Source organism: Haladaptatus sp. SPP-AMP-3 (assembly GCF_049568665.1).
Taxonomy (GTDB): domain Archaea; phylum Halobacteriota; class Halobacteria; order Halobacteriales; family Haladaptataceae; genus Haladaptatus; species Haladaptatus paucihalophilus.
Genome location: NZ_CP145897.1, coordinates 1,584,832 through 1,610,940, shown reverse-complemented (window position 1 = coordinate 1,610,940; position 26,109 = coordinate 1,584,832). Strand labels below are relative to the sequence as shown.

The 26,109-nt window shown below is 63.1% G+C and carries 27 protein-coding genes, 2 tRNA genes and 1 riboswitch; of the genes, 15 read left to right on the top strand and 14 right to left on the bottom strand.

The window, feature by feature from the left end:
• Nucleotides 1-59 precede the first annotated feature (59 nt).
• Nucleotides 60-1,115 (bottom strand): dipeptide epimerase, encoded by a 1,056-nt coding sequence (locus tag V5735_RS09040; RefSeq protein WP_423743224.1) that lies wholly within the window; start codon nt 1,113-1,115, stop codon nt 60-62.
• Complete coding sequence (locus V5735_RS09035) at nt 1,115-2,152, bottom strand: DUF1611 domain-containing protein (RefSeq protein ID WP_423743222.1); 1,038 nt, start codon at nt 2,150-2,152, stop codon at nt 1,115-1,117. The genes V5735_RS09040 and V5735_RS09035 overlap by 1 nt, the downstream gene beginning before the upstream one ends.
• A gap of 152 nt (nt 2,153-2,304) precedes the next feature.
• On the opposite strand from V5735_RS09035, the gene V5735_RS09030 reads away from it, so the two are divergent.
• Nucleotides 2,305-2,994 carry a helix-turn-helix domain-containing protein gene (locus V5735_RS09030; RefSeq protein ID WP_007979733.1) on the top strand — a complete coding sequence of 230 codons (690 nt, stop codon included), beginning with the start codon at nt 2,305-2,307 and terminating at the stop codon, nt 2,992-2,994.
• 627 nt (nt 2,995-3,621) lie between these two features.
• Here the strand turns inward: V5735_RS09030 and engB are convergent.
• The gene (gene engB, locus V5735_RS09025) at nt 3,622-4,242 is read right to left on the bottom strand and encodes a GTP-binding protein EngB (protein WP_423743221.1); all 621 of its coding nucleotides are present in this window, start codon (nt 4,240-4,242) and stop codon (nt 3,622-3,624) included.
• A gap of 127 nt (nt 4,243-4,369) precedes the next feature.
• Here engB and V5735_RS09020 point away from each other — a divergent pair, with 127 nt between their 5' ends.
• Genes V5735_RS09020 through V5735_RS09010 form a run of 3 tightly spaced genes read left to right on the top strand, consistent with a single transcriptional unit; the run spans nt 4,370 to nt 8,459 of the window.
• Nucleotides 4,370-5,743: a TIGR00341 family protein gene (locus tag V5735_RS09020; RefSeq protein WP_423743220.1), complete on the top strand. Its 1,374-nt coding sequence runs from the start codon at nt 4,370-4,372 to the stop codon at nt 5,741-5,743.
• A gap of 59 nt (nt 5,744-5,802) precedes the next feature.
• Nucleotides 5,803-7,131 (top strand): TIGR00341 family protein, encoded by a 1,329-nt coding sequence (locus V5735_RS09015; RefSeq protein WP_423743219.1) that lies wholly within the window; start codon nt 5,803-5,805, stop codon nt 7,129-7,131.
• 32 nt (nt 7,132-7,163) lie between these two features.
• A complete protein-coding gene (locus V5735_RS09010; protein ID WP_423743218.1) occupies nt 7,164-8,459 on the top strand; it encodes a DUF389 domain-containing protein in 1,296 nt (431 codons plus the stop codon).
• Here the strand turns inward: V5735_RS09010 and V5735_RS09005 are convergent.
• Nucleotides 8,429-9,388, bottom strand: a complete 960-nt coding sequence (locus V5735_RS09005) for an NOG1 family protein (RefSeq protein ID WP_423743217.1) — start codon at nt 9,386-9,388, stop codon at nt 8,429-8,431. The genes V5735_RS09010 and V5735_RS09005 overlap by 31 nt on opposite strands.
• 101 nt (nt 9,389-9,489) lie before the next feature.
• Between V5735_RS09005 and V5735_RS09000 the strand changes: the two genes are divergently transcribed.
• From V5735_RS09000 to V5735_RS08990, 3 genes are all read left to right on the top strand, one after another.
• Nucleotides 9,490-9,855, top strand: a complete 366-nt coding sequence (locus tag V5735_RS09000; RefSeq protein ID WP_423743216.1) for a DUF5518 domain-containing protein — start codon at nt 9,490-9,492, stop codon at nt 9,853-9,855.
• A 32-nt stretch (nt 9,856-9,887) separates the two neighbouring features.
• Nucleotides 9,888-10,202 (top strand): ASCH domain-containing protein, encoded by a 315-nt coding sequence (locus tag V5735_RS08995; protein WP_423743215.1) that lies wholly within the window; start codon nt 9,888-9,890, stop codon nt 10,200-10,202.
• Between the two features lie 142 nt (nt 10,203-10,344).
• Entirely contained in the window at nt 10,345-11,211 is an 867-nt protein-coding gene (locus V5735_RS08990) for an ATP-grasp domain-containing protein (RefSeq protein ID WP_423743214.1), read from the top strand.
• Here the strand turns inward: V5735_RS08990 and V5735_RS08985 are convergent.
• The 3 genes from V5735_RS08985 to V5735_RS08975 all read right to left on the bottom strand — a co-directional run bounded on the left by V5735_RS08985 (nt 11,198) and on the right by V5735_RS08975 (nt 13,519).
• The gene (locus tag V5735_RS08985) at nt 11,198-11,587 is read right to left on the bottom strand and encodes an Hsp20/alpha crystallin family protein (protein ID WP_007979715.1); all 390 of its coding nucleotides are present in this window, start codon (nt 11,585-11,587) and stop codon (nt 11,198-11,200) included. The genes V5735_RS08990 and V5735_RS08985 overlap by 14 nt on opposite strands.
• A 149-nt stretch (nt 11,588-11,736) precedes the next feature.
• Nucleotides 11,737-12,072, bottom strand: a complete 336-nt coding sequence (locus V5735_RS08980) for a hypothetical protein (RefSeq protein WP_007979714.1) — start codon at nt 12,070-12,072, stop codon at nt 11,737-11,739.
• A 433-nt stretch (nt 12,073-12,505) separates the two neighbouring features.
• Complete coding sequence (locus tag V5735_RS08975) at nt 12,506-13,519, bottom strand: type II glyceraldehyde-3-phosphate dehydrogenase (protein ID WP_423743213.1); 1,014 nt, start codon at nt 13,517-13,519, stop codon at nt 12,506-12,508.
• Nucleotides 13,520-13,701: 182 nt separating this feature from the next.
• Between V5735_RS08975 and V5735_RS08970 the strand changes: the two genes are divergently transcribed.
• The 5 genes from V5735_RS08970 (at nt 13,702) to V5735_RS08950 (ending at nt 17,469) form a co-directional block, all read left to right on the top strand.
• Nucleotides 13,702-14,646 (top strand): aminopeptidase, encoded by a 945-nt coding sequence (locus V5735_RS08970; protein ID WP_423743212.1) that lies wholly within the window; start codon nt 13,702-13,704, stop codon nt 14,644-14,646.
• A gap of 12 nt (nt 14,647-14,658) precedes the next feature.
• Nucleotides 14,659-14,991: a CHY zinc finger protein gene (locus V5735_RS08965; RefSeq protein ID WP_423743211.1), complete on the top strand. Its 333-nt coding sequence runs from the start codon at nt 14,659-14,661 to the stop codon at nt 14,989-14,991.
• Nucleotides 14,992-15,068: 77 nt separating this feature from the next.
• A complete protein-coding gene (locus tag V5735_RS08960; RefSeq protein WP_423743210.1) occupies nt 15,069-15,719 on the top strand; it encodes an HVO_0476 family zinc finger protein in 651 nt (216 codons plus the stop codon).
• Nucleotides 15,720-15,769: 50 nt separating this feature from the next.
• Entirely contained in the window at nt 15,770-16,681 is a 912-nt protein-coding gene (locus tag V5735_RS08955) for a class I SAM-dependent methyltransferase (RefSeq protein WP_423743209.1), read from the top strand.
• Between the two features lie 26 nt (nt 16,682-16,707).
• On the top strand, nt 16,708-17,469 hold the full coding sequence (locus V5735_RS08950) for a protein-L-isoaspartate O-methyltransferase family protein (RefSeq protein ID WP_423743208.1): 762 nt from the start codon (nt 16,708-16,710) through the stop codon (nt 17,467-17,469).
• Between the two features lie 11 nt (nt 17,470-17,480).
• Here V5735_RS08950 and V5735_RS08945 read toward each other — a convergent pair whose 3' ends face one another.
• Complete coding sequence (locus V5735_RS08945) at nt 17,481-17,966, bottom strand: carboxypeptidase-like regulatory domain-containing protein (protein WP_423743207.1); 486 nt, start codon at nt 17,964-17,966, stop codon at nt 17,481-17,483.
• Nucleotides 17,967-18,042: 76 nt separating this feature from the next.
• Between V5735_RS08945 and V5735_RS08940 the strand changes: the two genes are divergently transcribed.
• From V5735_RS08940 to crcB, 3 genes are all read left to right on the top strand, one after another.
• Entirely contained in the window at nt 18,043-19,071 is a 1,029-nt protein-coding gene (locus V5735_RS08940) for an ATP-binding protein (RefSeq protein ID WP_423743206.1), read from the top strand.
• Between the two features lie 102 nt (nt 19,072-19,173).
• Nucleotides 19,174-19,242: riboswitch (Fluoride riboswitch) on the top strand.
• 9 nt (nt 19,243-19,251) lie between these two features.
• Nucleotides 19,252-19,644: a CrcB family protein gene (locus tag V5735_RS08935; RefSeq protein ID WP_423743205.1), complete on the top strand. Its 393-nt coding sequence runs from the start codon at nt 19,252-19,254 to the stop codon at nt 19,642-19,644.
• Nucleotides 19,641-20,003, top strand: a complete 363-nt coding sequence (gene crcB / locus V5735_RS08930; RefSeq protein ID WP_423743204.1) for a fluoride efflux transporter CrcB — start codon at nt 19,641-19,643, stop codon at nt 20,001-20,003. The genes V5735_RS08935 and crcB overlap by 4 nt, the downstream gene beginning before the upstream one ends.
• Nucleotides 20,004-20,078: 75 nt before the next feature.
• Here the strand turns inward: crcB and V5735_RS08925 are convergent, their stop codons facing one another.
• The 6 genes from V5735_RS08925 to V5735_RS08900 all read right to left on the bottom strand — a co-directional run bounded on the left by V5735_RS08925 (nt 20,079) and on the right by V5735_RS08900 (nt 25,954).
• The gene (locus V5735_RS08925) at nt 20,079-20,510 is read right to left on the bottom strand and encodes a universal stress protein (protein ID WP_423743203.1); all 432 of its coding nucleotides are present in this window, start codon (nt 20,508-20,510) and stop codon (nt 20,079-20,081) included.
• 68 nt (nt 20,511-20,578) lie between these two features.
• Entirely contained in the window at nt 20,579-23,029 is a 2,451-nt protein-coding gene (locus V5735_RS08920; RefSeq protein ID WP_423743202.1) for an efflux RND transporter permease subunit, read from the bottom strand.
• 6 nt (nt 23,030-23,035) lie between these two features.
• Nucleotides 23,036-24,619 carry a hypothetical protein gene (locus V5735_RS08915; protein ID WP_423743201.1) on the bottom strand — a complete coding sequence of 528 codons (1,584 nt, stop codon included), beginning with the start codon at nt 24,617-24,619 and terminating at the stop codon, nt 23,036-23,038.
• 387 nt (nt 24,620-25,006) lie between these two features.
• Nucleotides 25,007-25,079 (bottom strand) — tRNA-Asp (locus V5735_RS08910).
• Between the two features lie 69 nt (nt 25,080-25,148).
• Nucleotides 25,149-25,631 (bottom strand): group I intron-associated PD-(D/E)XK endonuclease, encoded by a 483-nt coding sequence (locus V5735_RS08905; protein WP_423743200.1) that lies wholly within the window; start codon nt 25,629-25,631, stop codon nt 25,149-25,151.
• 250 nt (nt 25,632-25,881) lie between these two features.
• Nucleotides 25,882-25,954, bottom strand: a tRNA-Asp gene (locus V5735_RS08900).
• Between the last annotated feature and the right edge of the window lie 155 nt (nt 25,955-26,109).

The following is a 26,109-nucleotide window of genomic DNA, read 5'->3' as shown; positions in this document are numbered from 1 at the left end:
CGGTGACACGTCTGTCGAATGATACCGAGTCACTCGGGGTCACGCGGTGGTCTGCCGAGTTACTCGATTCCGTTCGGTACGACTCCGTGTCCCGCCCCCGAAATATCGATGGTCGGTCCTCCGTCCGACGGAATCACGTCCTCCGTGATGAGGAGGTTGCCGTCCAAATCGACGTGCGAGAACGATCCGATTCCGGAGACGAGGTGGGCGCTGGCGTGGATCCCGATGGCGCTTTCGAGCATGCATCCGACCATCAGTTCGACGTTCGCGGCTTCGGCTATCGAGGCGATGTCCCGCGCGGCGAGGAGTCCCGACTTGCCGAGTTTCACGTTTATCACGTCCGCCGCGTCCTCGCGGACGATTCGAATCGCGTCTTCCGGCGTGAACACCGCCTCGTCCGCCGCAATCGGGACCGATACGGCGTCCCGCGTCCGCCCGAGTCCAGGTACGTCCGCCGCGGGGGTCGGCTGTTCGACCAGTGCGAGGTCGATGCCCCGCGAATCGAGTTCGTCCACGAACGCGACGGTTTCCTTCGGCGTCCATCCCTGATTCGCGTCCACCGTCAGTTCCGCGTCGGGTGCCCCCTCGTGCACCGCGGCGATGCGGGCGACGTCCTCCGCGACGGTCGTCCCCGTCTTCACCTTCAACTGGTCGAACCCGCGGTCCGCCGCCCGCGCCGCGCCGTCCCGCGCGTCTTCCGGCGGCATGATGCCGATGGTAAAGTCGGTCGTCACGGGGGTAGGCGCGCCGCCGAACAGTTCCGAGAGGGCCATCCCTCGTTCGCGGCAGTAGGCGTCAAAAATCGCGGTTTCGACCGCGAACAGCGCCGATACCATGCCGGGAAACGTCTCCCGGACTTCGGTAACGAGGCTTCGATAGTCGGCGAGAGACTTCCCTTCGAGCAACGTCGTCGCGGCGCGAGCGGTTGCGAGCGCCGCCTCCTGCGTCTCGCCCGTCACCGGCGTCAGGGGTGAGCCTTCGCCGTAGCCGGTCACGTCCTCGGTTTCGACCGTCACCAGCACGTTGCTCGCCCGGTGTTGCGTGCTGAGCGAGATTTCGAACGGTTCGCGGAGCGGCAGGTCGAGCGGTTCGACCGACGCGCGTTCGATTCGCATTAGAGCGCCTCGCGGACCGCCGCGAGGAGGTCGTCCGCGCCGCTCTCGTCGTAGACGTTCGCCGCCGGAACGGCGCAGTCGATTTCGGCGGGGTCGCCCCACGTCGAGACGGCGGCGACCGTCGCGTCCGAGAGTTCCTCCACGAGGTGGCGCTCCGCTTCCACGCCCGCGACCGGCCACTGGTCGAAGTGGGTCCGTCGGTCCCGGTCGGGGTCGTCCACCAGCACGACCGCATCGGGCCACGCGCCGTGCAGGAGTCCGAGCGTCACGCTCGAATAGGCGCGGTGGGTGAGCGAGGCTTGGCCCTCCACGAAGACGATATCGTGCTCCTCGGCGACGGCCGACACGAGGTCCTCGACCACGCCAGCGGTGAAATCCGCCGGAACGCGGTCGATGACGACGCCGCGATGCGCGCCGACCATGATTCCCGTCTGGCCGGTCGCAACCCACCCGGCGTTCAGTCCGGCGCGCTCGGCGGCCCGATAGAGTTCGAACGTCGTCGTCCGCTTGCCGACCGCACAGTCCGTCCCGGCGGTCAGCACGATTTGCGCGTCCGCCTCGTCCACGGTCCCGTCGCCGACGCGAAGGTCGTCCTCGCCCGGCGGCTTTCGCACGTCGAAGAGGGTGACGCCGTGTTCGTCCGCGAGGGTTTGCCATCGCTCCCGTTCGGAGAGGAAGACGTGCAGACCCGAGACGATATCCAGCCCCGCGCGGATGGCCTCCTCGATGTCGTTCACCCACTCGTCCGGGAGCGCACCGCCAGCGGGAGCGACCCCGATGACGAGCGCCTCGGCGTCGGGAGCGCGTTCGAGCGCGTCCTCGGTCGAAGGGACTATCGGTACGTCGCGGACGTCCGCACGTCCGAGAACGTCGCTGGCGGCTTCGTCGGCGTGCGTCGAGTCGATGACAGCCTGTGCGTCGAACAGTTCGCTGTGCATGACGACGCCGTTGGCCGTCTTTCCGTCCATCGTTCCGAACGCTCCCTCGGCGAGAACGAGTGCTAGAGCGGGGGCGTCGAACGCGTCCCGGAGGTTCATGTGCTACACAGGCGCATAACGGGGCAAAACATTACCCCCTTTCATAGAAGGGGGGCCGACGCCCGGTCCCGATTTCAGAGCCGAGTCCATGTCAACGTATGTCATTCTCCTTGCCATACGTTTTTGCTCGTCTCATCCGTGTATCACATCAGATGACCACAGCGGAGCACGCCGGACTTCGGGTGACCCTCGACATCTGGCATCCCGACTGCTGGACGCTCGAAGTCACCGAGGGCCGGGCGGCGGGACTCCTCGGCCACGGCGTCCACACCATCGACGGACTGGCGACCGGGCGGTTCACCGTCTACGGCAACACGCGCGAGGAGGTGGACGAACTCGTGGCGGCGATTCGGGACTCCGACTTGACCGATTCCGTGTGGGAAACCGACCATCCGCACGCCACCGAGGACTCCATTGCGTTCGGCAGCGCGAGCAGGGGTATCGTCGTCCACTACGACCTCGGCAACAGCATCAACGACGCGCTGGTCTCGCGCGGGTTCATCCCCGACGAACCGGTGCGGATGTACGGCGGGCGCGAGTACTGGACCGTCATCGTCGAGGTCGAGAAGGACGAACTGCACGACCGAATCGAGGCGGTCTGCGAGGAGATGGACGCCGAAATCCGCGTCCGTCACGTCGCAACCGCCGAAGCAGGCGCTGGCGTCCTCCGCACCGACGACCTCTCGGAGCGCCAGCGCGAGGTGTTCGAACTCGCCCGCCAACGCGGCTATTACGACTGGCCGCGGCACGTGACGGCATCCGAACTGGCCGAGGAGATGGACGTCTCCAAAACCACGCTCCTCGAACACCTCCGGAAGGCCGAGGCGAAACTGCTCGGGTGAGTTTCTACGTTTCTCGCTAACTGAACGAACCACGTGGCGTGTGCTGGCGAGACGACGCGGCCCTGCTCGGCCGCGTCGTCTCGCTGAAGTCGTGCGAGGGATGAGACTTGCGAGACGCGACGCGTCTCGCTGACCTGCGGCCGTGGCCCGCAGGTACCGCAACGAAGTTCTCGTGAGGAACGCAATCGGTTGGGGAGGGTGTGGCTGCTGCAGTGCGGTCGCGGGCGGGGCTTCTGAAAGGCTCCGCCTTTCAACTCCCCGCTCGTTCCTCGCGGGGATGAAAGGGGCCGCTTGGTCCCGCGAACGGAGTGAGGGGGACGCTGTCGGAGCTTCGCTCCGACTGAACTCGCGTTCATCGTGGTCTGCCGTGCAAGCTACTATCCGCGCGGGTTGTGCGGGGAGCGCGGATATCTTGCACAGCGACCGCGCGGCGGGGGATTTCGAAGTCCACTTCTCTGTAATTACATCGTTCCCAAGTACAATTCGTAGCGAGCGTGGCGGCATTTTTCGAGAAAGTACTCTCCGCCCTCGCAACCCCTGCTTCCCTCCGAACCTTTATACGTGATACCGGGACCAAACCGACCAGTGCCCGACCAACTGATACGCGACCGACCGCCGAAAACCCGCCTAGGAGAAGAACTTGAACAGATCGTCGCGCTTCTGTTCGTGCAGGTGGGTCTTCACGGCCTCGGTCAGCGCACTGATGTTTCCGCGCTTGGCGCTGATGGGGGCGATAGTGTCCTGCCACTGCTTCCACGGCGGGTGAAGGCCGAGGCGGTCACAGAGGTCGTTCAGTCGCTCGTCCTCGTCGTCCACCTTGTCCATCTTGTTCACGGCGACGACGACGGGGATTCCAACCTCGCGGAGGAAGTAGAACATTTCCACGTCGTGCGGGATTTCGTCCTCGCCGGAGTGGCGGTCGATGATGTCGATGACGCTCTTGCCGTCAACGACGAGGACGCCGACCAACACCTTCTCGGCGTTCTCCTCGATGTACTCCACGATGTCGGTCTTTATCCGCTCCCGTCGGTCCTCCTCGACGCCGGACATGAACCCGAATCCGGGCAGGTCGGTGAGCATGAAATCCTCGCTGGCCCAGTCGAAGTGATTGGGTTGGCGCGTGACGCCGGGCTTGCCGCCGGTCTCGAAACTGTGGCCCGTCAACTCGCGCATCAGCGTGGACTTGCCGACGTTCGAGCGCCCGACGAACACGACTTCGGCGTCCCTGTCGGGTCGATTTTCGAACATAGTCGTCCGTTCGCCTCTCGACGCTTAACGGCCATGGTTTCCCGCGGCGAGACTCCGCTGTTTCCCGCGACGGAATCCCGCCGTCTCACCCGGCGGGACTTATTGTTCCGTGTGTCGTGTTCGGGTTGTGCGTCTCGTGGAAATCGCCATCCCGCTGGGAGAACGGGAGTTGGTCATCGAAACGCTGGAAGCGAGGGATATCGACTACTACATCACCGAGGAGACGAGCGGACGTGGGGGAAGAGAGGACTACGCCGCGATTATCACGTTTCCGCTGCCGCAAAACGCGGTGCAACCCGTCGTCGACGAACTCCGCGATGTCGGACTCAGCGAGGAAGCCCACGTCATCATCATCGATGCCCAGGTGGACATCTCGACGCGTTTCGAGCGACTCGTCGAGCGCTACACCGCGAAACGAGGTCGTCGGATTCGCATCGCCCGCGAGGAGATTCGCATCCATGCCCGCGAACTCTCGCCGAGCCTCCGAACGTTCGTCACGATGACGATCGTGAGCGCGGTCGTCGCCACGGCGGGGCTGTTGCTCGACTCTCCGGCGGTCGTCGTGGGGTCGATGGTCATCGCGCCGCTGGTCGGCCCGGCGCTGTCCGCCAGTATCGGGACGGTCCTCGACGACCGAGACCTGTTTCGACGTGGCGTGCGGTTACAGGTCCTCGGTGTCGTTCTCTCGATAGCGAGCGCCGCCGCATTCGCCACGCTGGTTCGGTTTATCCCGCTGTTTCCGCCGGGGACGGACGTGACGCGAATTCCGGAGGTCGCCATCCGAATCTCCCCCGATTTCCTGTCGCTCATCATCGCGCTCGGCGCGGGAATCGCCGGTATCGTGAGCCTGTCGGCCGGTGCCTCGACCGCTCTCGTCGGCGTCATGATCGCCGTGGCGCTCATCCCGCCCGCCGCCACGGTCGGCATCGGCATCGCGTGGGGGGAACCGGTTGTGACCGTCAGTGCGGGCATCCTCGTACTGGTCAACCTCTTGGCCATCAACCTCTCCGCCCTTCTCACGCTCCGTTACATGGGCTATCGCCCGAAGGAATGGCTGAAACTCCAGCACTCCCGCGGGGAGACGGTCAAACGGGTCTCGCTCCTCGTCGTCGTCATCGTCCTCCTGTCGGCCTTCCTCGGCGGGGTGACGTACTCGTCGATTCAGGACGCGCAGTTCGAACGGAGCGTTCGGACGACGACCGACGCCGTGCTCGAATTGCCCCGATACTCCGGGGGAGAACGGCTCGAAATCGACGTCCGGTACGGACCGTCCGTCCCGCTCCCTCGGAAGTACCGCGACCCCGCCGTCCCGTTTCATCGGCCGCGGGAGGTCATCGTTACCGTCGGCAAACCGACAAACGAACGCTATCCCGGACTGGCGGAACGTCTTCGCGCCCGCCTCTATCGACGAACGGGCCGGGACGTCTCCGTTCAAATCCGTTACGTCGGCATCGACGAAGCGCCTCGCCGCGGTATCGAGAGAAATAGACCGTCACTTTGACATGAAATAACCGACTATCGGCCCGCGATTATATCAATCTGCAAACCCCATCGGTGACTGTGCGACTCGTACAGGTATCCATCCCGACGGGCGAGCGAGAAACGGTCGTCGAGACGCTCGACTCGGAGGGAATCGATTTCTTTCTGACCGATGAAACGGGTGGTCACCGTTATACCGCGATTGCGACGTTTCCACTCCCACAGAACGCCGTGCAGCCGGTTATCGACAAGCTTCACGATGCGGGGCTGAGCGACGAGGCTCACACTGTCATCATCGACGCCGAAACCGATACGTCGCGCGAGTTCGAGCAACTGGCGAAACGCTACGAGGCGGAAAACGGCGGCGACCGCATCGCGCGCGACGAAATCCTGACGCAGGCGCGGGAACTGTCGCCCCGGTTTCGGACGTTCGTCTTCATGACCGTCGTGAGTGCCGTCGTCGCCACGGCGGGGTTGCTGCTCGACTCCCCGGCGGTCGTCGTGGGGTCGATGGTCATCGCGCCGCTGGTCGGCCCGGCGCTCTCGACGGGCGTGGGTACGGTTTTGGACGAAAGCAACCTGTTCCGCCGCGGCGTCAAATTGCAACTGCTCGGTGTCACGATTTCTATCGGTAGCGCGACGCTGTTCGCATTCCTCGTCAGAGTTCTCTACCTCTTTCCACCGAACACGGATATCACGGTAATATCGCAGATAAGCGGGCGGCTGACTCCGGATTTCCTCTCGCTCATCGTCGCGCTCGGCGCGGGTTCGGCGGGCGTTATCAGTCTGGCCGCGGGCGTATCGGTCGCCCTCGTCGGGGTTATGATCGCCGCGGCCCTCATTCCGCCCGCCGCCGCCGTCGGCATCGGCATCGCGTGGGGGAGTCCGGTGGTCGCGTTGAGTGCTGGGGTCCTCGTCCTCGTTAACGTCCTCTCGATCAACCTCTCGGCCATAGTGACGCTCCAGTACATGGGGTATCGGCCGAAGAGCTGGTTCAAACTGGAGCGCTCCCGAGAGGAAGCCATCAAACGAATCGGGGCCCTCGTCGTCGCCCTCGCCGTTCTCTCGGTCTTTCTCGGCGGCGTCACCTACTTCTCGTATCAAGGTGCGCAGTTCGAGCAGGGAGCAGATAGGGCGGTGACGAACGTCTTCGAGCAGCCCCAGTATCAGCAGGCGGAACGGCTCCAGATGCAGGTACAGTACCGCCAGACGTTCCCGCTCGGCAAGACCACCTACACGCGGAATCTTCCGTTCCGCGAACCACATCGCGTCGTGGTCACCGTCGGTCGTCCGCGGGACGAGCAGTACCCGGACCTCGCAGACCGAATCCACGACCGAATCGTCCAGCGGACGGGCCGCTCGGTCGGGGTTCAGATTCGGTACGTCGAAACGGACGACGTGTCGGCCTGAACCCTTTTGGTCGGGTATGTAGTTGTCGTCCCGTGCGCCTGATACACGTTTTCATCCCCGGGGAGCGACAGGACGCCGTTCTCGGGGTGCTCAATGGCCGGGACGTCGATTACGTCATCACCGCCGCGTCGGGTGTCGCCGACGGCGGCCTACTGGTCGAGTTTCCCCTTCCGACCGATGCGGTCAACGACGTACTCGACGGACTCCACGAGGCCGGGCTGGACGAGGAGTCGTATATCGTCGTGGGAGCCGCGGAAACGGCCGAAACCGGGACCATGGAACTGCTCGAAAATCGATACGCGAGCGATTTCTCGCCGCTTGCCGCCCCCGAACTCCGGTCGAAAGCGCGGGACCTGTCACACGACCTGTATTCGTACGTCGCGTTGGTCGTCCTGTCGGCGGTTATCGCCGCCGGTGGGTTGCTCGTCGATTCCCCGGCGGTCGTCGTGGGGTCGATGGTCATCGCGCCGCTGGTCGGCCCGGTTCTCACGACCAGCGTCGGTGCCGTCATCGGTGACAAGCGGATGCTCACCGACAGCGTTCGCTTCCAAGTCATCGGTCTCGTCGCCGCCGTCGGCACGGCGACCCTGTTCAGTTTCGTTCTCCGTTTCACCGGTTTCATCCCGACCGGACTCGCGCTCTCCTCGATAGAACTGGTGAGCGTTCGCCTCGCACCGACGCTCATCACGGTTGCCGTCGGTCTGGCGGCGGGGTCCGCCGCCACCTTCGCGCTCACGACGAAAGGTCCCACGGCGCTCGTCGGTGTCATGATCGCCGCTGCCCTCCTCCCGGCCGCCGCCGTCGTCGGTATCGCTCTCGTTTGGGGAACCCTCGTCGTCGCGTTCGGTGCGGCCGTCTTGCTCATCGTAACCGTCGTGCTCATCAACGTCGCCGCTATCGTCACGCTCGGCTACCTCGGCTACCGGTCCGACGAAAACCAGCTTTCGATGCCGTCTAACGGTGTGCGGATAGCCGAACTGGTCGTGTTGCTCCTCGTCGCCGGTGGCGTCCTTTTCGGCACTACCGTTCAACTGTCGTTCGAGCGCGGAGCGGCCAGCGCGGTCGATGACGTCCTCCAACGTCCGTCTTACGACGCGCTCGATGCGGTGGCGGTGCGAACCAGCTACGACGGGCTTTCCGGCCCCCGAACGGTCACGGTCACGGTGAGTCGGACGTCCGGTCGGTCGTACCCTCGCCTTGCGCAACAAATCCAACGCCGAATCGGGGAACGAACGGGGCGCTCACCCGAAGTTCGCGTTCGGTATCAGGATTATCAGGTCGTCGAATCGGGCTCTACCTACCCGTCGAACGGAAGTTCGGGTTCGTAGCCGATGGCTTCGACGGCTGCGTCGAGCGTCCCCGTGACGTTCTCGTCCTCCTCGATGCTCATGTACTGGTCCGCCTCCACGTCGGTCGAGAGGTCGGACTTGTTGCAGACGGTGAGGACGGGCACGTCGCCGAACTGCTCTTCGACCGAATCGCGGAGTTCGAGTTGGGCGTCGAGCGGGTAGCCACAGTAGGCGCTCGGGTCCACGAAGAACAGGATGCAGTCGGCGAGGTGCGTGAGCGCCGATACCGCCTGCGATTCGATGCCGTTTCGCTCGTCCGCGGGTCGGTCGAGCAGTCCCGGCGTGTCCACGATTTGGTAGCGAATGTGGTCGCGCTCGAAGTGACCGACGTGAATCCCCTTCGTGGTGAAGGGATACTCCGCGATTTCGTTGCGCGCGTTGGTTATGGTGTTGACGAACGACGACTTTCCGACGTTGGGATACCCTGCGACGACCACGGTCGGGTCGGCCGGGTTGATGTCCGGGAGGTCCCGAAGGTCGTTTCGCGCCGCGTTGATACGGTCGAGGTCGTCCTCGACTTCCTCCACGACGGACGCGAGGCGAGCGAACCCCTGCTTTCGAACCTTGCGGGCGTAGTTGATGTCGCCGCGGAGTTTTCCCTGGTACTCGCGGCCGATGTCCTTCGTCTTGCGGGAGGCCCATTGGATTTCCGACAGGCTCTTTCGAACCTCGTCAACGTTCACGACGGCGTCGGCCAGTTCGTAGTAGAACGGGTCCACTTCTTCGAAGTCCGGCCACGCGGTGACGATATTCTGCAGATTGTCCGATAGGATGTTCGAGGCGGTTTGGAGCATGGACTGTTGGGCCTGAATGCCGCTCTTGGCCCGGCCTGCTCGTGTCGCCCGCGAGAACGCCTTGTCGATGAGTTCCTCCGACGTGGGCGTCGTCGGTAGGGTCTCGAAAATCATGGGCATTCGTATGCTCTCGCCCCTTAAAAGGGCGTTCATACCGTCGTGCGAGCCGATTTTGGCGAGAGACTTTTGTTTTCCGCCTTCCAACGTATGTACCCATGACCAACTGGTACGCGGTCTTCGTCGGCTTCGTCGTCTCCGTCCTCGCGGGTATCGTCGCGTTCGCTCTCCCCGGAATCGGACACGTCGCGGCGGGACTCGCCGGTGGGTTCGCCGCTGGCTACGTCGCCGGCGGCGGACTGGGAAGCGGCTTCTGGCACGGCCTGCTCGCCGGGTCCATCGGCGGCGTCATCGTCGCCCTGTTCCTCGGACTGGGTGGAACCATCGTCGGCGGCCTCGCGGGCGGCCCGGTCGGGTCGCTGTTCGGCGGTATCGGCCTCTTCTTCGCGGCCGTCTTCGTCGCGTTCCTGCTGGCGCTCGACAGCGCGGTCGGCGGTGCCATCGGCGGCGTGCTGAAAGGCTAGTCGTTTTTTCGCTGGAAACCGAACGAAGCCGTATGGCTCGAATCGACGCCGACACGCTACTCCCGGCACCGCACATTCAGCAGGCGGTCACGGCGGGTCGAATCTCGCAACTCCACCGTGGCAACCCGTACGCCGAGGAAGGCGACACCTTCGACATCGACGGCGAGACGTTCGAAGTCGTCGAAGTGAGCGAGCGAAAACTCGGCGATTTGACCGACGAGGACGCACAAGCCGAAGGCTCGGAGGACTTGGAGGCCTACCGCGAGCGTCTTAATCACGCCCACGACGACTTCGAATGGGACGACAGCGCGACGGTGTACAGACACCGATTCGAACGCGTCGAGTGAGAACGGCGGAGCGGGACAGGACGGACGGGGCGGATGGGGCGAGGTGGGTACACGAACAGGGCGGATGGGGGGCGGGACGAACGGGACGGACACACGAACGAGACGGACGAACTTTTTATCGGCCGACGCCAATCCATAGCCAATGCTGAATTTGGCGGTCGCCTATCGAAAGGAGACGTTCGAGCGACTCCGCGACCCGCTCGCGGAGCGCGGAATCAGGGTCCGCCACGTTCCGAGCGAGTCGCGGACGTTCGACCTCGCCGACCCGCCGTGGGGTCCCGACGAGTTCGACGCGGGCTTCGTCTACCCGTCACGAATGATGGAGGGCGGCGTGGTCGATGGGCTGTTGGCCGTCCCGTGGGTGAACGACCGCGAGGCCGTCCTCACATCGCGGAACAAGGGCGGTGTCATCGCCCGACTCGGCCGAGCGGGGATTCCGGTCCCGAAGACCGTCGTCGTCTCGAACCCCGTCGAGGAGGCGGACATCGTGGACGCGTTCGAGGCGTTCGACCCGCCGGTCGTGGTGAAACCCAACTCCACGACGCGGGGAACCGGAATCGCAAAAGTGGACGACGTTGATTCCTTCCTCGGCGTGGTGGACTACCTGAACCTCGTCCACGACTACCGCGCGACGGGGGACAAATCGTTCCTCGTGCAGGAGTACCTCCCGGAGGCCGTCGATTACCGCGCGATGGTCGTCGACGGCGAGTACGTCGGCGCGGTCGAGCGGCGACTGTCCGAGGACGCGCTGACCGCCGGACGCTGGAAACACAACGTCCATCGCGGTGCCGAGGCGGGCGGTGTCCGCTTATCCGAGGAGTTCCGGGATATCGCGGAACGGACGGCGGAGACGCTCGGGATTCCGTTCTGCGGCGTCGACCTGCTCGCCGTCGGCGACCGGGTGGTCGTCAACGAGACGAACGCGCGGCCGACGATAGACGCGGAAACGAAGTACGAAAATGGATTCTACGACCGCCTCGCCGAACTCGTTCGGACTACTCGACGCTGATGTTCGCTGATTCGTCCGTCTTCTCGAACGTGACTTCGAGGACGCCGTTGTTGTAAGTCGCTTTCGCGGAACTCTCGTCCACGCGCGCCGGGAGCGCGATGCGCTCGTCGTACTCGCGGTGGTCGCTGGCGGCGCTGATGGTCATCGATTCGCCGTCGCATTTGAGGTCGATGTCGTTCTTCTCGACGCCGGGGAGGTCGGCGATGACGCGGATCAGTTCGTCGTCTTCGTGGATGTCGACGTGCGTGTCGGCACCGAATCCGGTCGTGCCGGTATCGACCTGCATATCGACGTTGCCGCCCATCATATCGTTCATCATGCGCTCTATCTCTCGAAAGAGATCGTCGAAGGGGTCGTCGCGGTCGTCTCGTCGCATACCTGAGGCTAAGCCCTTCCCGGGCAAAAGGTTTTGGACAGGCGTCAACCGTTCCGATTCCGTTGCGACGAATCGGACTCACGTCCGACCTTTCGGAACACTGACTCGCCTCCCGTCTGAAAAAATGCCGCTATCCGCGAACGTGTCGATTAGTCGTCCTGGTTCTGCCAGTTGAAGTTCTGGGCGTTGGACCAGGCGACCTGCGCGTTCTCGTTGCTCTGGTAGCTCGCTTGGATGGCCGTTGCGTCGTCGGATTCCGCATCGCCACCGATGCTGCCCGCGGCCGAAACCGCATAGTTGTCCTCTTGCGAGTTGGCGTTACCCTGCGCGACATACTGGGTCTGGCTGACGTCAGAACTCGCGTACTGGCCGCTTACTTGTACTTGGTTGTCGTCGGCGAGTGCCGCCGCGTTACCCGCGAATCCGACTGCGAACAAACTTCCCACGACGGTCATCGTGAGCAGGATCTTGAGTGCTTTTCTCATTGTTTTTCTCTCCGGGCGGGAGAGTCCGTTACTGGACACCACCTGTCCGCGGTGCTGTCCGCCCCACCCATCGTGGCTCATCGAGGGTGCCGTAAATGAACGGGTAGCATCGTTGAGTTCGTTTGCGCCGTTTGTGAACGACGGAATTCGAACCTAAACGTCGGTAACGTGGAAAATCGGGGGCGTAGGACGTCTGCCGCGGTCGCGGATACGCGTCGGTAAACGTTTCGCCCCGTGTTTCGAATGGCGGAATCCGGGGCTGATTGATGACAATTCACAATCTATATGTCCTTTGTTACCATCTGTCACAATTCTTCGCGGTGAATAACGGGACCGCTCTACGAGTTGTCGGCGTTACTCGGACGTATGAACGAATACCGTCCAGCCGTCCCAGGAAAAACGGACCGTCGAATCGACGGTCAGAAGCGGTTGGTTAGAAGCCGATACCGAGCGCGTCGTTCGTCGTTTCGATGCTCTCCTCGGCGTCGGCGGCGTTCGTTACCGCACGGATGGCGTCCACGTTCTCGGGAACCACGTCGCTCTCTTGGTGGATGGCTTGGAACAGGTAGAGGTCGTTTCCTTCCATCGAGACGGATTCGCCCCAGACGCAGTTCTCCCAGAAGTCGCCGCGGGGCCGACCCCTGTCCATGGCGAACTCCTTGAGCTTGCCCGCGCCGTCGATGTCCATGTGCTCGGGAATCACGAAGATGCGGGACTGGCGTTCGAGCAGTTCGCGCACCTCCTCGGCGTCCGATTCGGCTTCGAGCGAGACGTTGATGCTGTGCATGTGCATCAGCGTCGCCGGAACCTTCAGTCCGAGCGTATCGATGGCGAGGTCCGGAAAGATGGTCTTCACGTCCGGGCCGTGGTGCGACGGCAGCGACACCGGGTTCGGAACGATGTCGTTGATGGGACCGCGCCCGGTCTGGGCCGGGTCGCCGCCACGGCGGACGAGCGTCGCGCGAACCTTTTCGACGCCGTACTCCTCGCGGAGGGGCGCGACGAGTCGCGAGAGTCCGGTCGTGTTACACGACACGACGCGGACGTGCTGTGCGCCGACCGCCTCGTCGTAGTTGGCACGCGCGTTGAAGCTCGTGTCCGCGACGCTCGCGTCCTCGCCGCCCTGATAGAGCGCGGGCGTGTCGTACTCGTCGTACAGCGATTTGTTGTCCGCGCCGATGCCGGACGGACAGGCGTCGACGATGACGTCGGCCGCCTCGACCAGTTCCTCGACCATTCCCGCCAGTTCGATTCCCGCGTCGTCGAACCGGTCCGCCCGTTCCTCGATAGCGGCGTAGAGTGGGTAGCCGTTCTCGACGGCTCCCTCGGCCTCGAAATTGGGCCGGGTTTTTGCGACACCGACGACTTCCATGTCCGGTTGCGCCCGAACGGCGTCAGCGACTCGCTTCCCGATAGTCCCGTACCCGTTAATGCCGACCTGTAGCATGTACATCTGCCGCTCCAACCCCCGCGGCTAAAACGGTTTCGAGCGACGATGCAGGAAAACAACTCGATAGCGAGTAATTCGCGGGTTTTCGGGCGAATTCACCTCTCGGGGAACCGAGAGATAGCGCATCCGACCGTACTAAAAGGGAACACCTAACCGCCCCGGAGCGCAACCGCCCTGGTATGAGTCTGGACGACGCCGCGAGAACCGCCGTCGAGCAGTGTATGGCACTCGAAGCGGACGAATCGTGTGCGATAATCACCGACGACAAGCGCTGGGACATCGGCAAGGCGCTGTACGACACCGCGAGCGAGATTACCGACGACGTGACTATCACCTGCTATCCCGTCGGGAACCAACACGGTGAGGAACCGCCCGCCTCCGTCGCCGCCGCGATGGCCGCCGCCGACGTCGTCCTCGCGCCGACCACGAAAAGCCTCAGCCACACGCGCGCACGAGGAAACGCGAACGAGGAAGGCGCGCGAATCGCCACCCTCCCCGGCATCACGAAGGAAGTGATGATTACCGGACTCGCGGCCGACTACGAGACCATCGACCAGCACTGCACGGACGTGCTCGCGCAAGTCGAAGGTGCCGAGGAAATCCGCGTCACGACCGAGGCCGGAACCGACATCACCTTCGAACCCGGCGACCGCGAGTGGTTCGACGACACCGGCCTCTGTCACGACCCCGGCGACTTCACCAACCTCCCGGCGGGCGAAGTGTTCGTCAGCCCGGAGAACGTCAACGGCAAATACGTCGTGGACGGAACCATGCGCCCGCACGGCCTCCTCGAAGACGGCCAGACCCTCGAATTCGAAGTCGAGGGCGGCTCCGTCACCGAAATCAGCGACGACGAAATCCGAGAGCAGGTCGAAACTGCATCGGAGGAAGTCGGACAGGACGCCTACAACCTCGCCGAACTCGGCATCGGAACCAACGTCGCGGTGTCCGAACTCGTCGGTTCCGTCCTACTGGACGAGAAGGCGGGCGGCACGGTCCACATCGCCATCGGCGACGACGCGGGCATCGGCGGCGACACGGACGCCCCGCTTCACTTGGACGGCATCATTCGTGAGCCAACGGTGTACGCTGATGGCGAAGAAGTTGAACTGCCACAGCCCTAAAACGGTCGAGCGATGCGAATCATCCACGGAATCGCGGTCCACGGCGTCGATGTGGACGCCGAGACCCGTTGTGCGCACTACGACACGGAGCGCGACGTAATCGCCATTCGGTTTCCGTGTTGTGAGGAATACTATCCCTGCTTTCGGTGTCACGACGCCGTTGCCGACCATCCGCGGGAACCGTGGCCCGAAGACGAACGAGACACGGAGGTGGTGCTGTGCGGCGTTTGCGGCGCGGAATTGACGATTACCGCGTACCTCGACTGCGGTTCGCGCTGTCCTGACTGCGGTGCGGCGTTCAATCCGGAATGTGCGAACCACTACGGATTGTATTTCGACGGGTGAGCGCACGCCATTCCGTGACGGGACACGGCGTAGCGCAACTCCACGCACTTTTACGCGCCGAGTCCCTACACCGCTCCATGAGCGATACAGCGGAACGTGTGGCAGTCGTCTGCCCATCCTGTTCCCCCGATTTGGAGACGGTTCACGAGGTCCTCAAACCGGGTGGACAGGCGACGGTACGATGCACAGAGTGCGACCACGTTCACAAGACGAAAATCGAGGAGGAGACAACCGAGGAGATAGATGTCGTCGTCTCGCAGGAAGGCGAGTCGTTCACCGCGAAAGCCGACGTCCCGGTCGAGGAGAACCTCGCCGTCGGCGAGGAATTCGTCCTCGAAACCGACGAGGCCATCTTCGTCGTCAGGATTACCAGCCTCGAACAGGAGGACGACCGCCGCGTCGAGGAATCGCTCGCACCCGACGTCGAAACCATCTGGACGCGCGCCGTTGACAACGTGAGCGTCAACGTCACGATTCACCCCAACGACGGCCGTCGGGACAACTCCCGAAGCGTCAAGGTGAGCATCCCCGGGGACTACGAGTTCGTCGTCGGCGAAACCGAGGAACTGGCGGACGAGGAGTTCACCATCGACGGCATCCTCGTCACGGACGACGCCTCCGGCTACGACCACGACCGCCTCGACTTCGACGGCGACGCCGTGCTCGCCAAGGACGTGAAACGGATTTACGCCGAGGACGAGGGTTCGACCGCGTGGTCCGCCTGGTGATCGACCGCGCCAGCACCTAGCTTTTTTCGCCTCGCAACCGTCGTTCGGGCATGGACTACCGCGAACTCTGTTTACTGTGGGCCGCCCGCGAGACCGGCATCATCGATGCCGTCACGTTCCGCGCCGGAACGCCCGCCGAAGTCGCCGACGAAACCGACGTTACCGAGCGCGCCGCTCGAATCACGCTCTCCGCGATGGACGAGTTGGGCTTTCTCGAATGCGTCAACGGCGAGTACGAGGCGACCAACCGAGCGCTCGGATTGTTCGCCAAAACGGACGTGCGTTCCATCGGGACGGTGCCACACCAGATGGACTGTCTCGACCGCTGGTTCGCACTTCCCGAGACGATGCGAACCGGACGTCCCCCCGAGTCATCCGACGAGTGGACGGCGAACTTCATGGGCGCGATGGCGACCATCGATGACGCGACGGTTCGGACGTGTGTCACGGAAGCGGTACACGAGAATCCCGACGCGGAGCGCGTCCTCGATATCGGCGGCGGTCCCGGTAGTTTCTCGAAGGAGTTCGCCCGTCGCGGCTACGACGTGACGCTGTTCGACCGGCCCGATGTCATCGATGTCGACAAGACGTTCCTCGAACACGAACCCCTCGAACTCGTTCCCGGCGACGCGACCGACGACCTTCCGACCGAGTTCCACCTCGCGTTCTGCTCGCGGGTCGCACACGCGCTCGGTCCGGCCGAAAACCGCGCGCTCTCGAAGAACGTCTACGATGCCCTGGAACCCGGCGGCGTCGCCGTCTTCATCGACAAGGTTCGAGGGTGGGCCGACGACGCGGCGCTGTTCGGCGCACATATGCTCGCACAGACGGAGAACGGCGATACGTACACCGAAGACCAGTTCGAAGGTTGGTTCGATAACGCCGGGTTCGATGCCGTCGAGATTCGGGACGTTCCGGGAACGAACCAACAAGCCATCGTCGGCTACAGGCCGCGCCATTGAAGAACGTCGGACCCCAAACCGAATTCATGGAACCGACGGTGCTGCGCGACGATATGGTCGCCAGCCTCGAACACGAGATGAAGGGGCTCGTCCGGAGCGAGCACGTCGGTCTCGCGCTCCGAACGGTCCCTCGTCACGAATTCGTCCCCCTCGAAGCCAGCGACGGCGCGTACTCCGACCGGTCGTTCGACCACCGCGGGACGCGAATACTGTCCCCGAGCACCGTCGCCCGACTGATGGAAGCCCTCGACGTTCGTGAGGACGATTCCGTCCTCGTCGTGGGTGCGGGCGTCGGCTACACGTCCGCGGTGCTGGCCGAAATAGCGGGCGAGCAGAACGTCCACGCGGTCGATATCACGCGAACCATGGTCTACGAGGCGCGGCAGAATCTCGATTCGTCGGGCTACGGCGGCGTCTTCGTCGACTGCCGCGACGGTGCAGACGGTCTGCCCGAGTACGCGCCATTCGACCGCATCCTCGTCGAGGCGGCGGCCATCGAACCGCCGCGCACCCTCGTCGAACAGCTGACACCGGACGGCCGGTTGGTGATTCCGCTGGGCGGAGGGATACAGCGGTTGACCGCCGTCGAACGCGCTTCGGACGGAACTCCCGCTATCGGACGTGAGTTCGGCACCGTCGCGTTCGCCCCGCTCCTCGTCGATGGCGAGCAGTCGGATACCATCGAGCGCAACCGCACTACTCGGGAGGACCGCGAGTTCGCGGACCGCAACGCCCAAGCCCGCCACGGCTGGGAACACGAGTGGATCGACTGGGACGGATACAGCTAATCTCCACCTTCTTAGTCGGCAACGACCAGTATTTGCGTGTTCGCTCGCTTGTCGGCAAACTCACTTCCCGCGGGTGGTTTGATGTCTATTTCGAGCGTTCCGTCCTCCTGATTCGGTCCCAGTTCGGGGTCGAGTGAGAGCGTCGCCCCTCCGTTCTTTCCGGTCGTCGCCGTCCGGATGTGTTCCAACGTGGCGGAGTCTCCCTTCACGACGACGGTCGCTCCCGACACCGGTTTGCCGTCCGAATCGATGACGGAGATATCGACCGACTGGTGTCCCGGTTGAACCACTTCCGGGGTCGGTTTCGCGTCGAGTTCGCTCACCGCCAATCCGTTGAGTCCCGACAGCATGTTCATCATGACGCTCAGGCTGGCGACCCCCACGACGAGCGCGATGACCAGCCGAATCGGCAGTCCCTCGATGGCTCGGTCGTCCGACCGGAACAGTTGGAGTTTGCGGTTGGTTCGCCTCGTCCGAAGCCGTTGACGCACAGACATGGCCCGGAGTGGTTCCGGTTTCGAATATAAACCTTCGTCCGAGGGTTTATATCGGAAGTCGGGACCAGTACCCCACATGACGGACGTTCTGGGTCGGACGGGCGACGGCGGCGTTTCAGGTGCGCTCGGTACCTACCGGGCACGCGACGGCAGCGCGGGTGCACCGGTTCGAATCGATTTGGACGGGCCGCACGCCGCGTTGGTGGTCGGCAAACGTGGCTACGGGAAATCCTACACTCTCGGCGTGCTGGTCGAAGAACTCGCAAGCGCAGACGGCGTTTCCCCCGTCGTCGCCGACCCGATGGGCGCGTTTCGGACGTTCGCGGACGTTCCGGGATTCACGGTTGTCGAGGAGCCACGTGTCTCCGCGAACGCGCTCTCGCCGCGGGCGTGGTGCGAACTCCTCGGTCTCGACCACGAGAGTGCCGTCGGGTCGCTGGTGTGGCAGGCGGCCGCGAAGAGGGAAACGCTCGCGGCGATGGACGAGTACGTTTGGAACGCCGACGTGGCCCGGGCGACCCGTCGGGCGGCCCGAAATCACTTCGTACTCGCGGATTCGTGGGACGTGTTTTCCCCCGACGGACTCACCGCTGCGGACTGCCTGTCCGCGGCGACGATTCTGGACTGTTCGGGCTACGACGCCGCGCCGATGAACGCCGTCGTTCGGGCGGTTGCGGAGGACCTGTATCGGGGTCGAGTCACGGAATCCGTGGCGACGCTCCCGTGGCTCGTCGTGGACGAAGCGCACGCCTTCTTCGACGGAATCGCCGGACCGGCGCTTCGAACCATCGTGACGCGAGGGCGGCGGCCGGGTGTCAGTTTCGTCGCCGCAACACAGCGCCCGGCCGCTCTCCCCGGCGTAGCGGTTTCACAGTCCGACCTACTCGTTTCCCACTGTCTGACCTCGCGGGCCGACCGTGAAGCCCTCGCCCGCGCTCGCCCGACGTACATGCACGGGTCGTTCGCCGACCGAATGCCCGAGACACCCGGGTCGGCGCTGGTCGTTGACGACGCGACCGAAAGCGTCCACGCGGTGCAGATTCGAACCCGACGCGTCGAACACGGCGGTGGTAGCCCGAGCGCAAGCGAACTGGTAGACGGGTGACCGCCGGTCAGACGATACCCATCGAGTAATCGACACCCGGTGAGTAGTCGGTGACTGTTGGGTCGTTTCGAGTCCGTTAAGTGCGTTCGATAAGGAGTACCGGAGTAACTGGGCGATGGAGTCCGCCTTCCCCAACCGCCGAACGCGTCGGCTGATGACTCCTTTTCGAGAGCGACAGATATGGGAAGCAAACATCCACTCCACACGATAGAAGTCCTGCTGCTGATCGGCGTCGGCGGATTCGCGGGGTCGAACCTCCGGTACTTCGTCAGCCTCGTCGAACCCGGGTTGACGGGGACGCTCATCGCCAACGTCGCGGGTTGTTTCGCGCTCGGCTTCATCCTGTACGAAGCCATCTACATGGGCTACCTCGCGGACCAAACGCACTTCGTCGTCGGCACGGGTTTCCTCTCCTCGTTTACGACGTACAGCACGTTCGCAGTTCAGACGACACAGGCGGTGTCACCGCTGTGGATGGTCGGAAACGTCGTGGCCAACTACGGACTCGGGTTTCTGGGCGTCATGCTCGGCCGCTCGCTCGCCCGCTTCGTCAACGGGGGTGTGAGCGAATGACCTCGCTCGACCCCGCGCACATCGTCGGGACCGGTGGCGCGATAGGGGCGCTCTGTCGTCATTTCGTCAGCGAACGGGTCGATGCCGACGAGTTCCCCATCGGGACGTTCACGGTGAACGTCGTGGGAAGCTTCGTCCTCGGACTCCTCACCTTCCTCTCCATCGACAACCAACTGGCGCTGCTGCTCGGGACCGGCGCGTGCGGGTCGTTTACGACCTTCTCGTCGTTCTCCTTCGAGACCTTCCGGTTGTGGGAGACCGGCGAACGGTTGCGCGCGACCGTCAACGCCCTCGGCAATCTCGCCGGTGCCGGAATCGCCATCGGGGTGGCGTGGGGCGTCGTCCAACTCCTCGGCTAGTTGAGTGCGGACCCTTCGTCTCCCACCTGTTGCCAGTCTCCCGCTGATTGCTGATTCCCCCCCCCCGATTGCCACTCACGCCGTCACGCGAACGACCAGTATCGGCAGGGTCGAATTGCGGATGACCTTCTCGGTGACGCTCCCGTTCAGGAAGTGTTCGACCCCGCTTCGGCCGTGCGTTCCCATCACCACGAGGTCGATGTCGTTCTCGTCTGCGTAGTCGAGGATTTCCTCGTGAGGAATCCCTCGCATGAGTTCGGTTTCGACCGGAACGTCCCGTTCGTCCGCCCGCTTTCGAACGTCCGCAATCGCGCTTTCGCCTCGTTCGGTTCGGTCGCGTTCGATGGTGAGCCACTTGGCATCCGACAGGGTACTGTACTCGCGCGTATCGACGACGGACACCGCGTGAATCCGCCCGCCCGTGAACGCCGCGAGGTCGAGCGCCTCCGCGATGGCGTCTTCGATTTCGGGACTGCCATCGGTCGGAACGAGTATCTCGCCGTACATTTTCCGCATATTCGACGGGTATCGGAATAACTGTACTGCAGCCACGGCGTCCGAGGGGAAGGTGGGTGTTACTCGAAATACCGCTCCCACACGACGATGACGGAGGGAGTCAACAGGACCGCCGTGAGATACGAGTAAAAGATGCTCAGGGCGATCACGAGTCCGAACTGGCCGAGAACGGGGGTGATGGCGAGGACGAGGATGCCCGTCCCGGCGACCGTGGTGAGCATGCTGCCGGTCAGCGCGCCCCCGGTTCCGAGGACGGTGCGCGTGAGGGCGGCGAACACGTCCGTCTCGTGTTCGAATTCGTCGGTGAACCGATGAACGACGTGGGCGGAGTAGTCGGTCCCCAACCCGAGCGCGATGGCGAGCACCGTCGCGGTCAGCGCGTTGAACGGGATGCCGAGCAACCGCATCGTCCCGGCGAGGAGTGAGACCGCGACGACGATTGGGAAGAGGTTGATGATGCCGAACGCGGCCCGGCCAACGAGGACGCGATAGACGAACGCGAGAAAGATGGCCGTGGCGAGGAGTGCAGTGGCGAGGCTTCGAAGCGCGGACGCGAATATGATGGCCGCGATGGACTGGAAGACGACCGTTTCGCCGGTGGCGGTCGCGTCGAGGCGGTAGCGGTCGGCCACCTGCTGGGCGTCGCGGGTGATGGCGTTCTGCGACGCGCCGCTTTTCATCGTGTAGACGACCTGTGCGCTCCGCTGGTCCTCCGTGATGTACTGGAGGGCCTGCCCGCGAGCGGGGGACGAAAGCAACCGGTCGTAAATCTGTCCGAGGTTATCGTCGGGAACGCCGTCGCCGTCGATGTCGTTTCGCTCGACGAGTCGTCGGAACTCGTCCGACTGACGGCTGTAATTTTGGATGACGGTGATGATGCTCTCGGACTCCGCCCGTCTGTCCGCTTGGGCGAAGGACTTCGGCGGATTCCGGTTGGCGTGCTGAATCGATTCGAGCGCGTAATCCTCGCGGAGCGGCCCCTGAACGTATATCGTCACGGTATCCCCCTGTACGGCGGCGAACTTCTCGTCGAGGAAGTTCGTCGTCTCGGTGACGGTGTACGTTCCCGGAGCGAACGGTTCGGGAAGCGATTGGAGATAGCTCGGCGTCTGCTCCGGCGGAAGGAAATCCTCGTTCGAAAACGACGTGTCGATGCCGGTCGCGTAGTAGCCCGAAACGACCGTCAGGACGAGCGCGGCGGCGAGAACGACCGGCGCGCCCCGGCGGGCGAGCGTGACGCTCCCCTGCAGGAGTCGTCCCAAGGCGGACCCCTCCTCGCCGAGCGGTCGAAGCCCGAACACGGGAAGTCCGACGCGGTCCCGGAACCGGTCAGCCGTGACCTTCGCAGCGGGGAGGAAGATGCCGAAGATGAGGGCCGTGACCACGATGCCAATCGCAGCGACCAACCCGAACTCGCGAATCGGTTGGAGGCGACTCGTCAGGTTCGACGCGAAGCCCAACGTGGTCGTTCCCGTGACGATGAAGAACGCGACGAGCAACTGGTCGGTCGTCCGACGCATCGAAGGGCTGATATCCAACCCGGTGACGCGTTCTTCCCGGTAGCGGTTGATGGCGTGGATACCGTAGTCGATACCGACCGCGAGGAGCAGGGGCGGCACGGCGACGAGCAGTTGCGTGAACGGAATGCCGATCCACCCCATGAACCCCAGCGTCCAGATGATGGTCATCACCAGCGAGACGACGCCCAGCAGGAGGTCGAGCGGGTCGCGGTAGGCGAAGAGGAGGAAGACGAGTATCAGCACCGCGGCGGCGGGTGTGACGATGATGAGCGAGTCGAAGGTGACGTTCGATAGTTCCGACGAGATGATGCCGCTCCCGAACACCCGAATGTCGCTATCGACGCTTCCGACGACCGATTCGGACCGGGCCTGAATCCGGGTTAGCGGGTCGTCGCCGCTCGATTCGGCACCCGCCTGCTGTGCCAACCCGCGCGGAATCTCGTGCTCGACGATGCCGATGGTCGCCGACGCGGACGCCGACCGACGGTTGAAATCCTTGCTCAACAAGGCGCGGAAGCCGGGATTCGTCGCCGCCCGTCGAACGGCGGTTTCGACCTCGGTCGGGGTCGCACGCCGCACCGTTCGAATCTGCGCTTCGAGCGTCGTCGCGTTCGGGTCGAGCGTCCCGGCGACGATTCTCGCCGCGCTCGTCGTCGAGGAAACGCGGAATTCGGTGCGGCGTTCGAGGCGATACTGCGCCTTCAACATCGCTAGCAGTTCGGGCTTCGAGAGCACGTTCCGTCCGGTCTGGATGAGTTGGGTGCTCCCGTTTTCCGCCGCGAACGGCGGCGTGAACTCGCGGTTCACGGCGTCGAACGCCTCCTGTGCCGGGCTGTTCTCGGTGAACTGGCTCGTCCCGGATTCGGTCGAAACGCGAACGAGTCCGGCACCGAGGACGACCGTCAGCACGAGAAAGACGAGTATCACCCTCTTCGATCGGTCGGCTATCCACACGTCGAGCCAATCGATGACGCGTTGATAGTCCACCATCGGAACTCACCGCCGTCGAATGACGAAGACGGCGACGAGGACGAGCAGGACGGCGAGCACGACGATGGCGACGAGTCCCCCGGTTCCGCTCGAAAACGACAGCACACCCTCCTGCCTCGGGGCCGTCACCCGAATCGGAACCTCGTACGTGTCGGTGAGTTTCGTCTCCCCGTCCGGCGTGTCGTACTGGAAGTCCACCGACATCGGATACGCGTTCGCGAGCGTCCCCCCGTCGGCGCTCACGTCGAACCTGATGGTCGCCGATTCGTTCGGTTCCAGTTTCTCGATGAACGCCCCGTTGTCGCTGATGGTCAGCGGACTGTCAACGAACGCCTGCGCGTCGATGTTCCGCACCGTTCGGTCGTCGTTGTTCGTGACGACGAGCGAAACCGTCGCAGTCGACCCCTCCTCGACCGAGGCGCGTTTCGCGTCGATGCGGAACTCGTCCCGTCGCGGACCGACCGGAACCCGCGCCTCGAGCGGCTTGCTCTGTCGCGGGTCGCCGTCCTGATTCTGGTATCGAACGACGAACGAAAGCTGTCGCGGGCCGCGGTCGGCGCTGTCGCTCACGTCGATTCGGTACTCGAACGACGTCGATTCGCCCGCATCGAGCGACCCGAGCGCGTACTCCGTCTCCTTCGGCGAGAGGTTCTCCCCCTGCGACGTGAGGACGAGGACGGCGTTGGGCGCACGCTGTGGTCCCTCGTTGGTCACGGTCCCGGACACGGTTCCCTCCTGTCCCACGCGCAACGTGCTGCTCACGGTATCGAACGAGAACGACTGCTCCGGGTCGGGAATGATGCCGATGAGATGCGGCTCCGTCCGATTCCTGGTCCCCTCCTCCCGGTACGAAACCGAGAGGCTGAACGGGTAGCTCCCGCCGACCGTATCGTTCTTCGCCGTCACCCGATACTGGAACGTCTGCCGTTCGTTCGACGACCACTCGTTCACGAACTGGCTGGCGTTGGGCGACCGGCCGAGCGTGAGTTGCTCGTTCGCGGACCGAAGCGATACGATGGCGTCGTTCACGTCCCGTCCCGTGTTCTCCACGGTCACCGATATCACTCCCGTATCGCCCGCCTGCGCGTTCGAGGAGATGGACGTCACCTCGAACCGCTCCAGTCGAATCCGCTCGCTCGGTTGTACGCCGAACGTGTACGGTCCCGCCCGCCTCTGTGAGCCGTCCCCCGCCGTGAACGAGATGTTCGCCTCGAACGGGTAGTTCTTGACTTCGGCGAACTCCTCCGCGAGGAGGCTGTATTTCACCGTCCGTCGCTCCCCCGCCGCCCAGTTCCCGACCCGCTTTCGGGCGGTCTGTGACGGTCCGAACCGAACGCTCTCGTTCGGTGACCGAACCGCGATGCTCGCGTTCGAAACGTCCTCCCCGGTGTTCTCGAACGTGATGGAAAGATTCCCGGTCCCGTTTATCGGTACGTTCGAGGCGACCGATACGATTCTGAACTGTCCCGTCGGTGCCTGTGTTTCCTGGTCGATAGCCGTCCCGCTCGCCGGATTTGCGGTTCCCGTCCACAGACCCCCGTGGACGACTAGCAGCAGCAGACCTATCGAAATAACGGCTCGACCGTTCATCCGTCACGTCCCACTGAAACCGTCTCCCCCATTTGCGCCATTCGTTTCCCCCGCTCTCTTGTCACGTCGTCATGATTCCTATATGTTTGGCCCGTCGAACGATGCCGGGTGGTATGTCTCGTTCGCGTACGATATTCGGATTTCGAAAACGAAACGCGATGACGCATGTTCCGCTGAAGAAGTAGTATTCCGTTAGAAAGCGCCCGAGGCGGGACGTGAGCAAACGCGTGCGTTTGCGAGGGCCGAAAGACGCTCCGCGTCTTTCGGAATTTGAACCACGCTCGAGGTTCTACACGGAGCGCAGGTTCCCGGTCTAGTTCGAATCTTCTCGACCGATGAGGAGTGAAGCGGAGCAATCGCTCGCGAGGTATTGTTCCTGTTAGAAAGCGCCCGAGGCGGGATTTGAACCCGCGTCACAACCGTGACAGGGTTGTATGATGGGCCACTACACCACCCGGGCCTTCGACGCATATTCTTCTTTTCCCCGCCCTTATTAAGGGGTGTCGATTTCGTCGTCCTTTGGCATCCGTTATCGCGGGGTCCGGTACGATTTATTTTTCGGAGGGATTTCTCCGGTGAACTCGTACTCCTCTGCCCAATTGATCGACGGATGGTCTATTTCCCCTTCAAAGCGAAGTTCCATTTTTTGCTCGGTCGCCTCATCAATCGCTATCCAATAGGTCCTCTTGTTTTCAGGGTACCGAACAATAAACGCGTCTATCTCTCCATCATACGTGTTCTCGTGGTAGTTCCCTTCCTTTGTCGTTTGAGTGTGAGTGTTGAACCGCATCGTTTTTTCCTTGTTCTGCCATGCGGTTTTACATTGAAATCGATATAAATTTCCCATATCGTCTATTGTCAAATCGCATTTATCGTTGTCACCGAATGGAATTGAAACGCTGTATCCATAGGATATCATCTCGCGGATTATCTTCGCCTCTGTTTTATCACCTCGATCTTTCGTGTCACACCTCTCCCTTCTGACACCTGTTGAAAATAGACTCGATTCCATCTCATTGACTATTTCGGTGTGAGATATATTAGCGGATTTCAATTGTGTGATTGACTTAGATCGCTAATCGTCATTCAGCCAAACAACGTCCGAGACAGAATTCGGCTTCCATCGAGGTTGAGAGATGGACTCACCATACGCGAGTTATTGTTCTATCTGGTAATGTCCAAGGCCAAATCCAAATACCCGTTTGCGCGAAGACGAGAGATAGAGAATGCACTGCTCGTGAATCGTTGTTCCTGTTAGAAAGCGCCCGAGGCGGGATTTGAACCCGCGTCACAACCGTGACAGGGTTGTATGATGGGCCACTACACCACCCGGGCCTTCAACGCATATTCTCCTTTCTGGCTTGTACTCTTAAGGCTTTCCAAAGTCGTCCCGTGTGGGGGTTCGTACCGAGGGATGCTAACACATCCCGATTGCCCAAACCATTTATACCAGAACGGAGTAGATACAGGTGTTCAGTTGGGAACTTCCG

Excerpts from the sequence above, each read along its gene's own strand:
- V5735_RS09040 (WP_423743224.1), bottom strand. The coding sequence starts at position 1,115 with ATGCGAATCGAACGCGCGTCGGTCGAACCGCTCGACCTGCCGCTCCGC.
- V5735_RS09035 (WP_423743222.1), bottom strand. The coding sequence starts at position 2,152 with ATGAACCTCCGGGACGCGTTCGACGCCCCCGCTCTAGCACTCGTTCTC.
- V5735_RS09030 (WP_007979733.1), top strand. The coding sequence starts at position 2,305 with ATGACCACAGCGGAGCACGCCGGACTTCGGGTGACCCTCGACATCTGG.
- engB (WP_423743221.1), bottom strand. The coding sequence starts at position 4,242 with ATGTTCGAAAATCGACCCGACAGGGACGCCGAAGTCGTGTTCGTCGGG.
- V5735_RS09005 (WP_423743217.1), bottom strand. The coding sequence starts at position 9,388 with ATGATTTTCGAGACCCTACCGACGACGCCCACGTCGGAGGAACTCATC.
- V5735_RS09000 (WP_423743216.1), top strand. The coding sequence starts at position 9,490 with ATGACCAACTGGTACGCGGTCTTCGTCGGCTTCGTCGTCTCCGTCCTC.
- V5735_RS08995 (WP_423743215.1), top strand. The coding sequence starts at position 9,888 with ATGGCTCGAATCGACGCCGACACGCTACTCCCGGCACCGCACATTCAG.
- V5735_RS08990 (WP_423743214.1), top strand. The coding sequence starts at position 10,345 with ATGCTGAATTTGGCGGTCGCCTATCGAAAGGAGACGTTCGAGCGACTC.
- V5735_RS08985 (WP_007979715.1), bottom strand. The coding sequence starts at position 11,587 with ATGCGACGAGACGACCGCGACGACCCCTTCGACGATCTCTTTCGAGAG.
- V5735_RS08980 (WP_007979714.1), bottom strand. The coding sequence starts at position 12,072 with ATGAGAAAAGCACTCAAGATCCTGCTCACGATGACCGTCGTGGGAAGT.
- V5735_RS08975 (WP_423743213.1), bottom strand. The coding sequence starts at position 13,519 with ATGCTACAGGTCGGCATTAACGGGTACGGGACTATCGGGAAGCGAGTC.
- V5735_RS08970 (WP_423743212.1), top strand. The coding sequence starts at position 13,702 with ATGAGTCTGGACGACGCCGCGAGAACCGCCGTCGAGCAGTGTATGGCA.
- V5735_RS08965 (WP_423743211.1), top strand. The coding sequence starts at position 14,659 with ATGCGAATCATCCACGGAATCGCGGTCCACGGCGTCGATGTGGACGCC.
- V5735_RS08960 (WP_423743210.1), top strand. The coding sequence starts at position 15,069 with ATGAGCGATACAGCGGAACGTGTGGCAGTCGTCTGCCCATCCTGTTCC.
- V5735_RS08955 (WP_423743209.1), top strand. The coding sequence starts at position 15,770 with ATGGACTACCGCGAACTCTGTTTACTGTGGGCCGCCCGCGAGACCGGC.
- V5735_RS08950 (WP_423743208.1), top strand. The coding sequence starts at position 16,708 with ATGGAACCGACGGTGCTGCGCGACGATATGGTCGCCAGCCTCGAACAC.
- V5735_RS08945 (WP_423743207.1), bottom strand. The coding sequence starts at position 17,966 with ATGTCTGTGCGTCAACGGCTTCGGACGAGGCGAACCAACCGCAAACTC.
- V5735_RS08940 (WP_423743206.1), top strand. The coding sequence starts at position 18,043 with ATGACGGACGTTCTGGGTCGGACGGGCGACGGCGGCGTTTCAGGTGCG.
- V5735_RS08935 (WP_423743205.1), top strand. The coding sequence starts at position 19,252 with ATGGGAAGCAAACATCCACTCCACACGATAGAAGTCCTGCTGCTGATC.
- crcB (WP_423743204.1), top strand. The coding sequence starts at position 19,641 with ATGACCTCGCTCGACCCCGCGCACATCGTCGGGACCGGTGGCGCGATA.
- V5735_RS08925 (WP_423743203.1), bottom strand. The coding sequence starts at position 20,510 with ATGTACGGCGAGATACTCGTTCCGACCGATGGCAGTCCCGAAATCGAA.
- V5735_RS08920 (WP_423743202.1), bottom strand. The coding sequence starts at position 23,029 with ATGGTGGACTATCAACGCGTCATCGATTGGCTCGACGTGTGGATAGCC.
- V5735_RS08915 (WP_423743201.1), bottom strand. The coding sequence starts at position 24,619 with ATGAACGGTCGAGCCGTTATTTCGATAGGTCTGCTGCTGCTAGTCGTC.
- V5735_RS08905 (WP_423743200.1), bottom strand. The coding sequence starts at position 25,631 with ATGGAATCGAGTCTATTTTCAACAGGTGTCAGAAGGGAGAGGTGTGAC.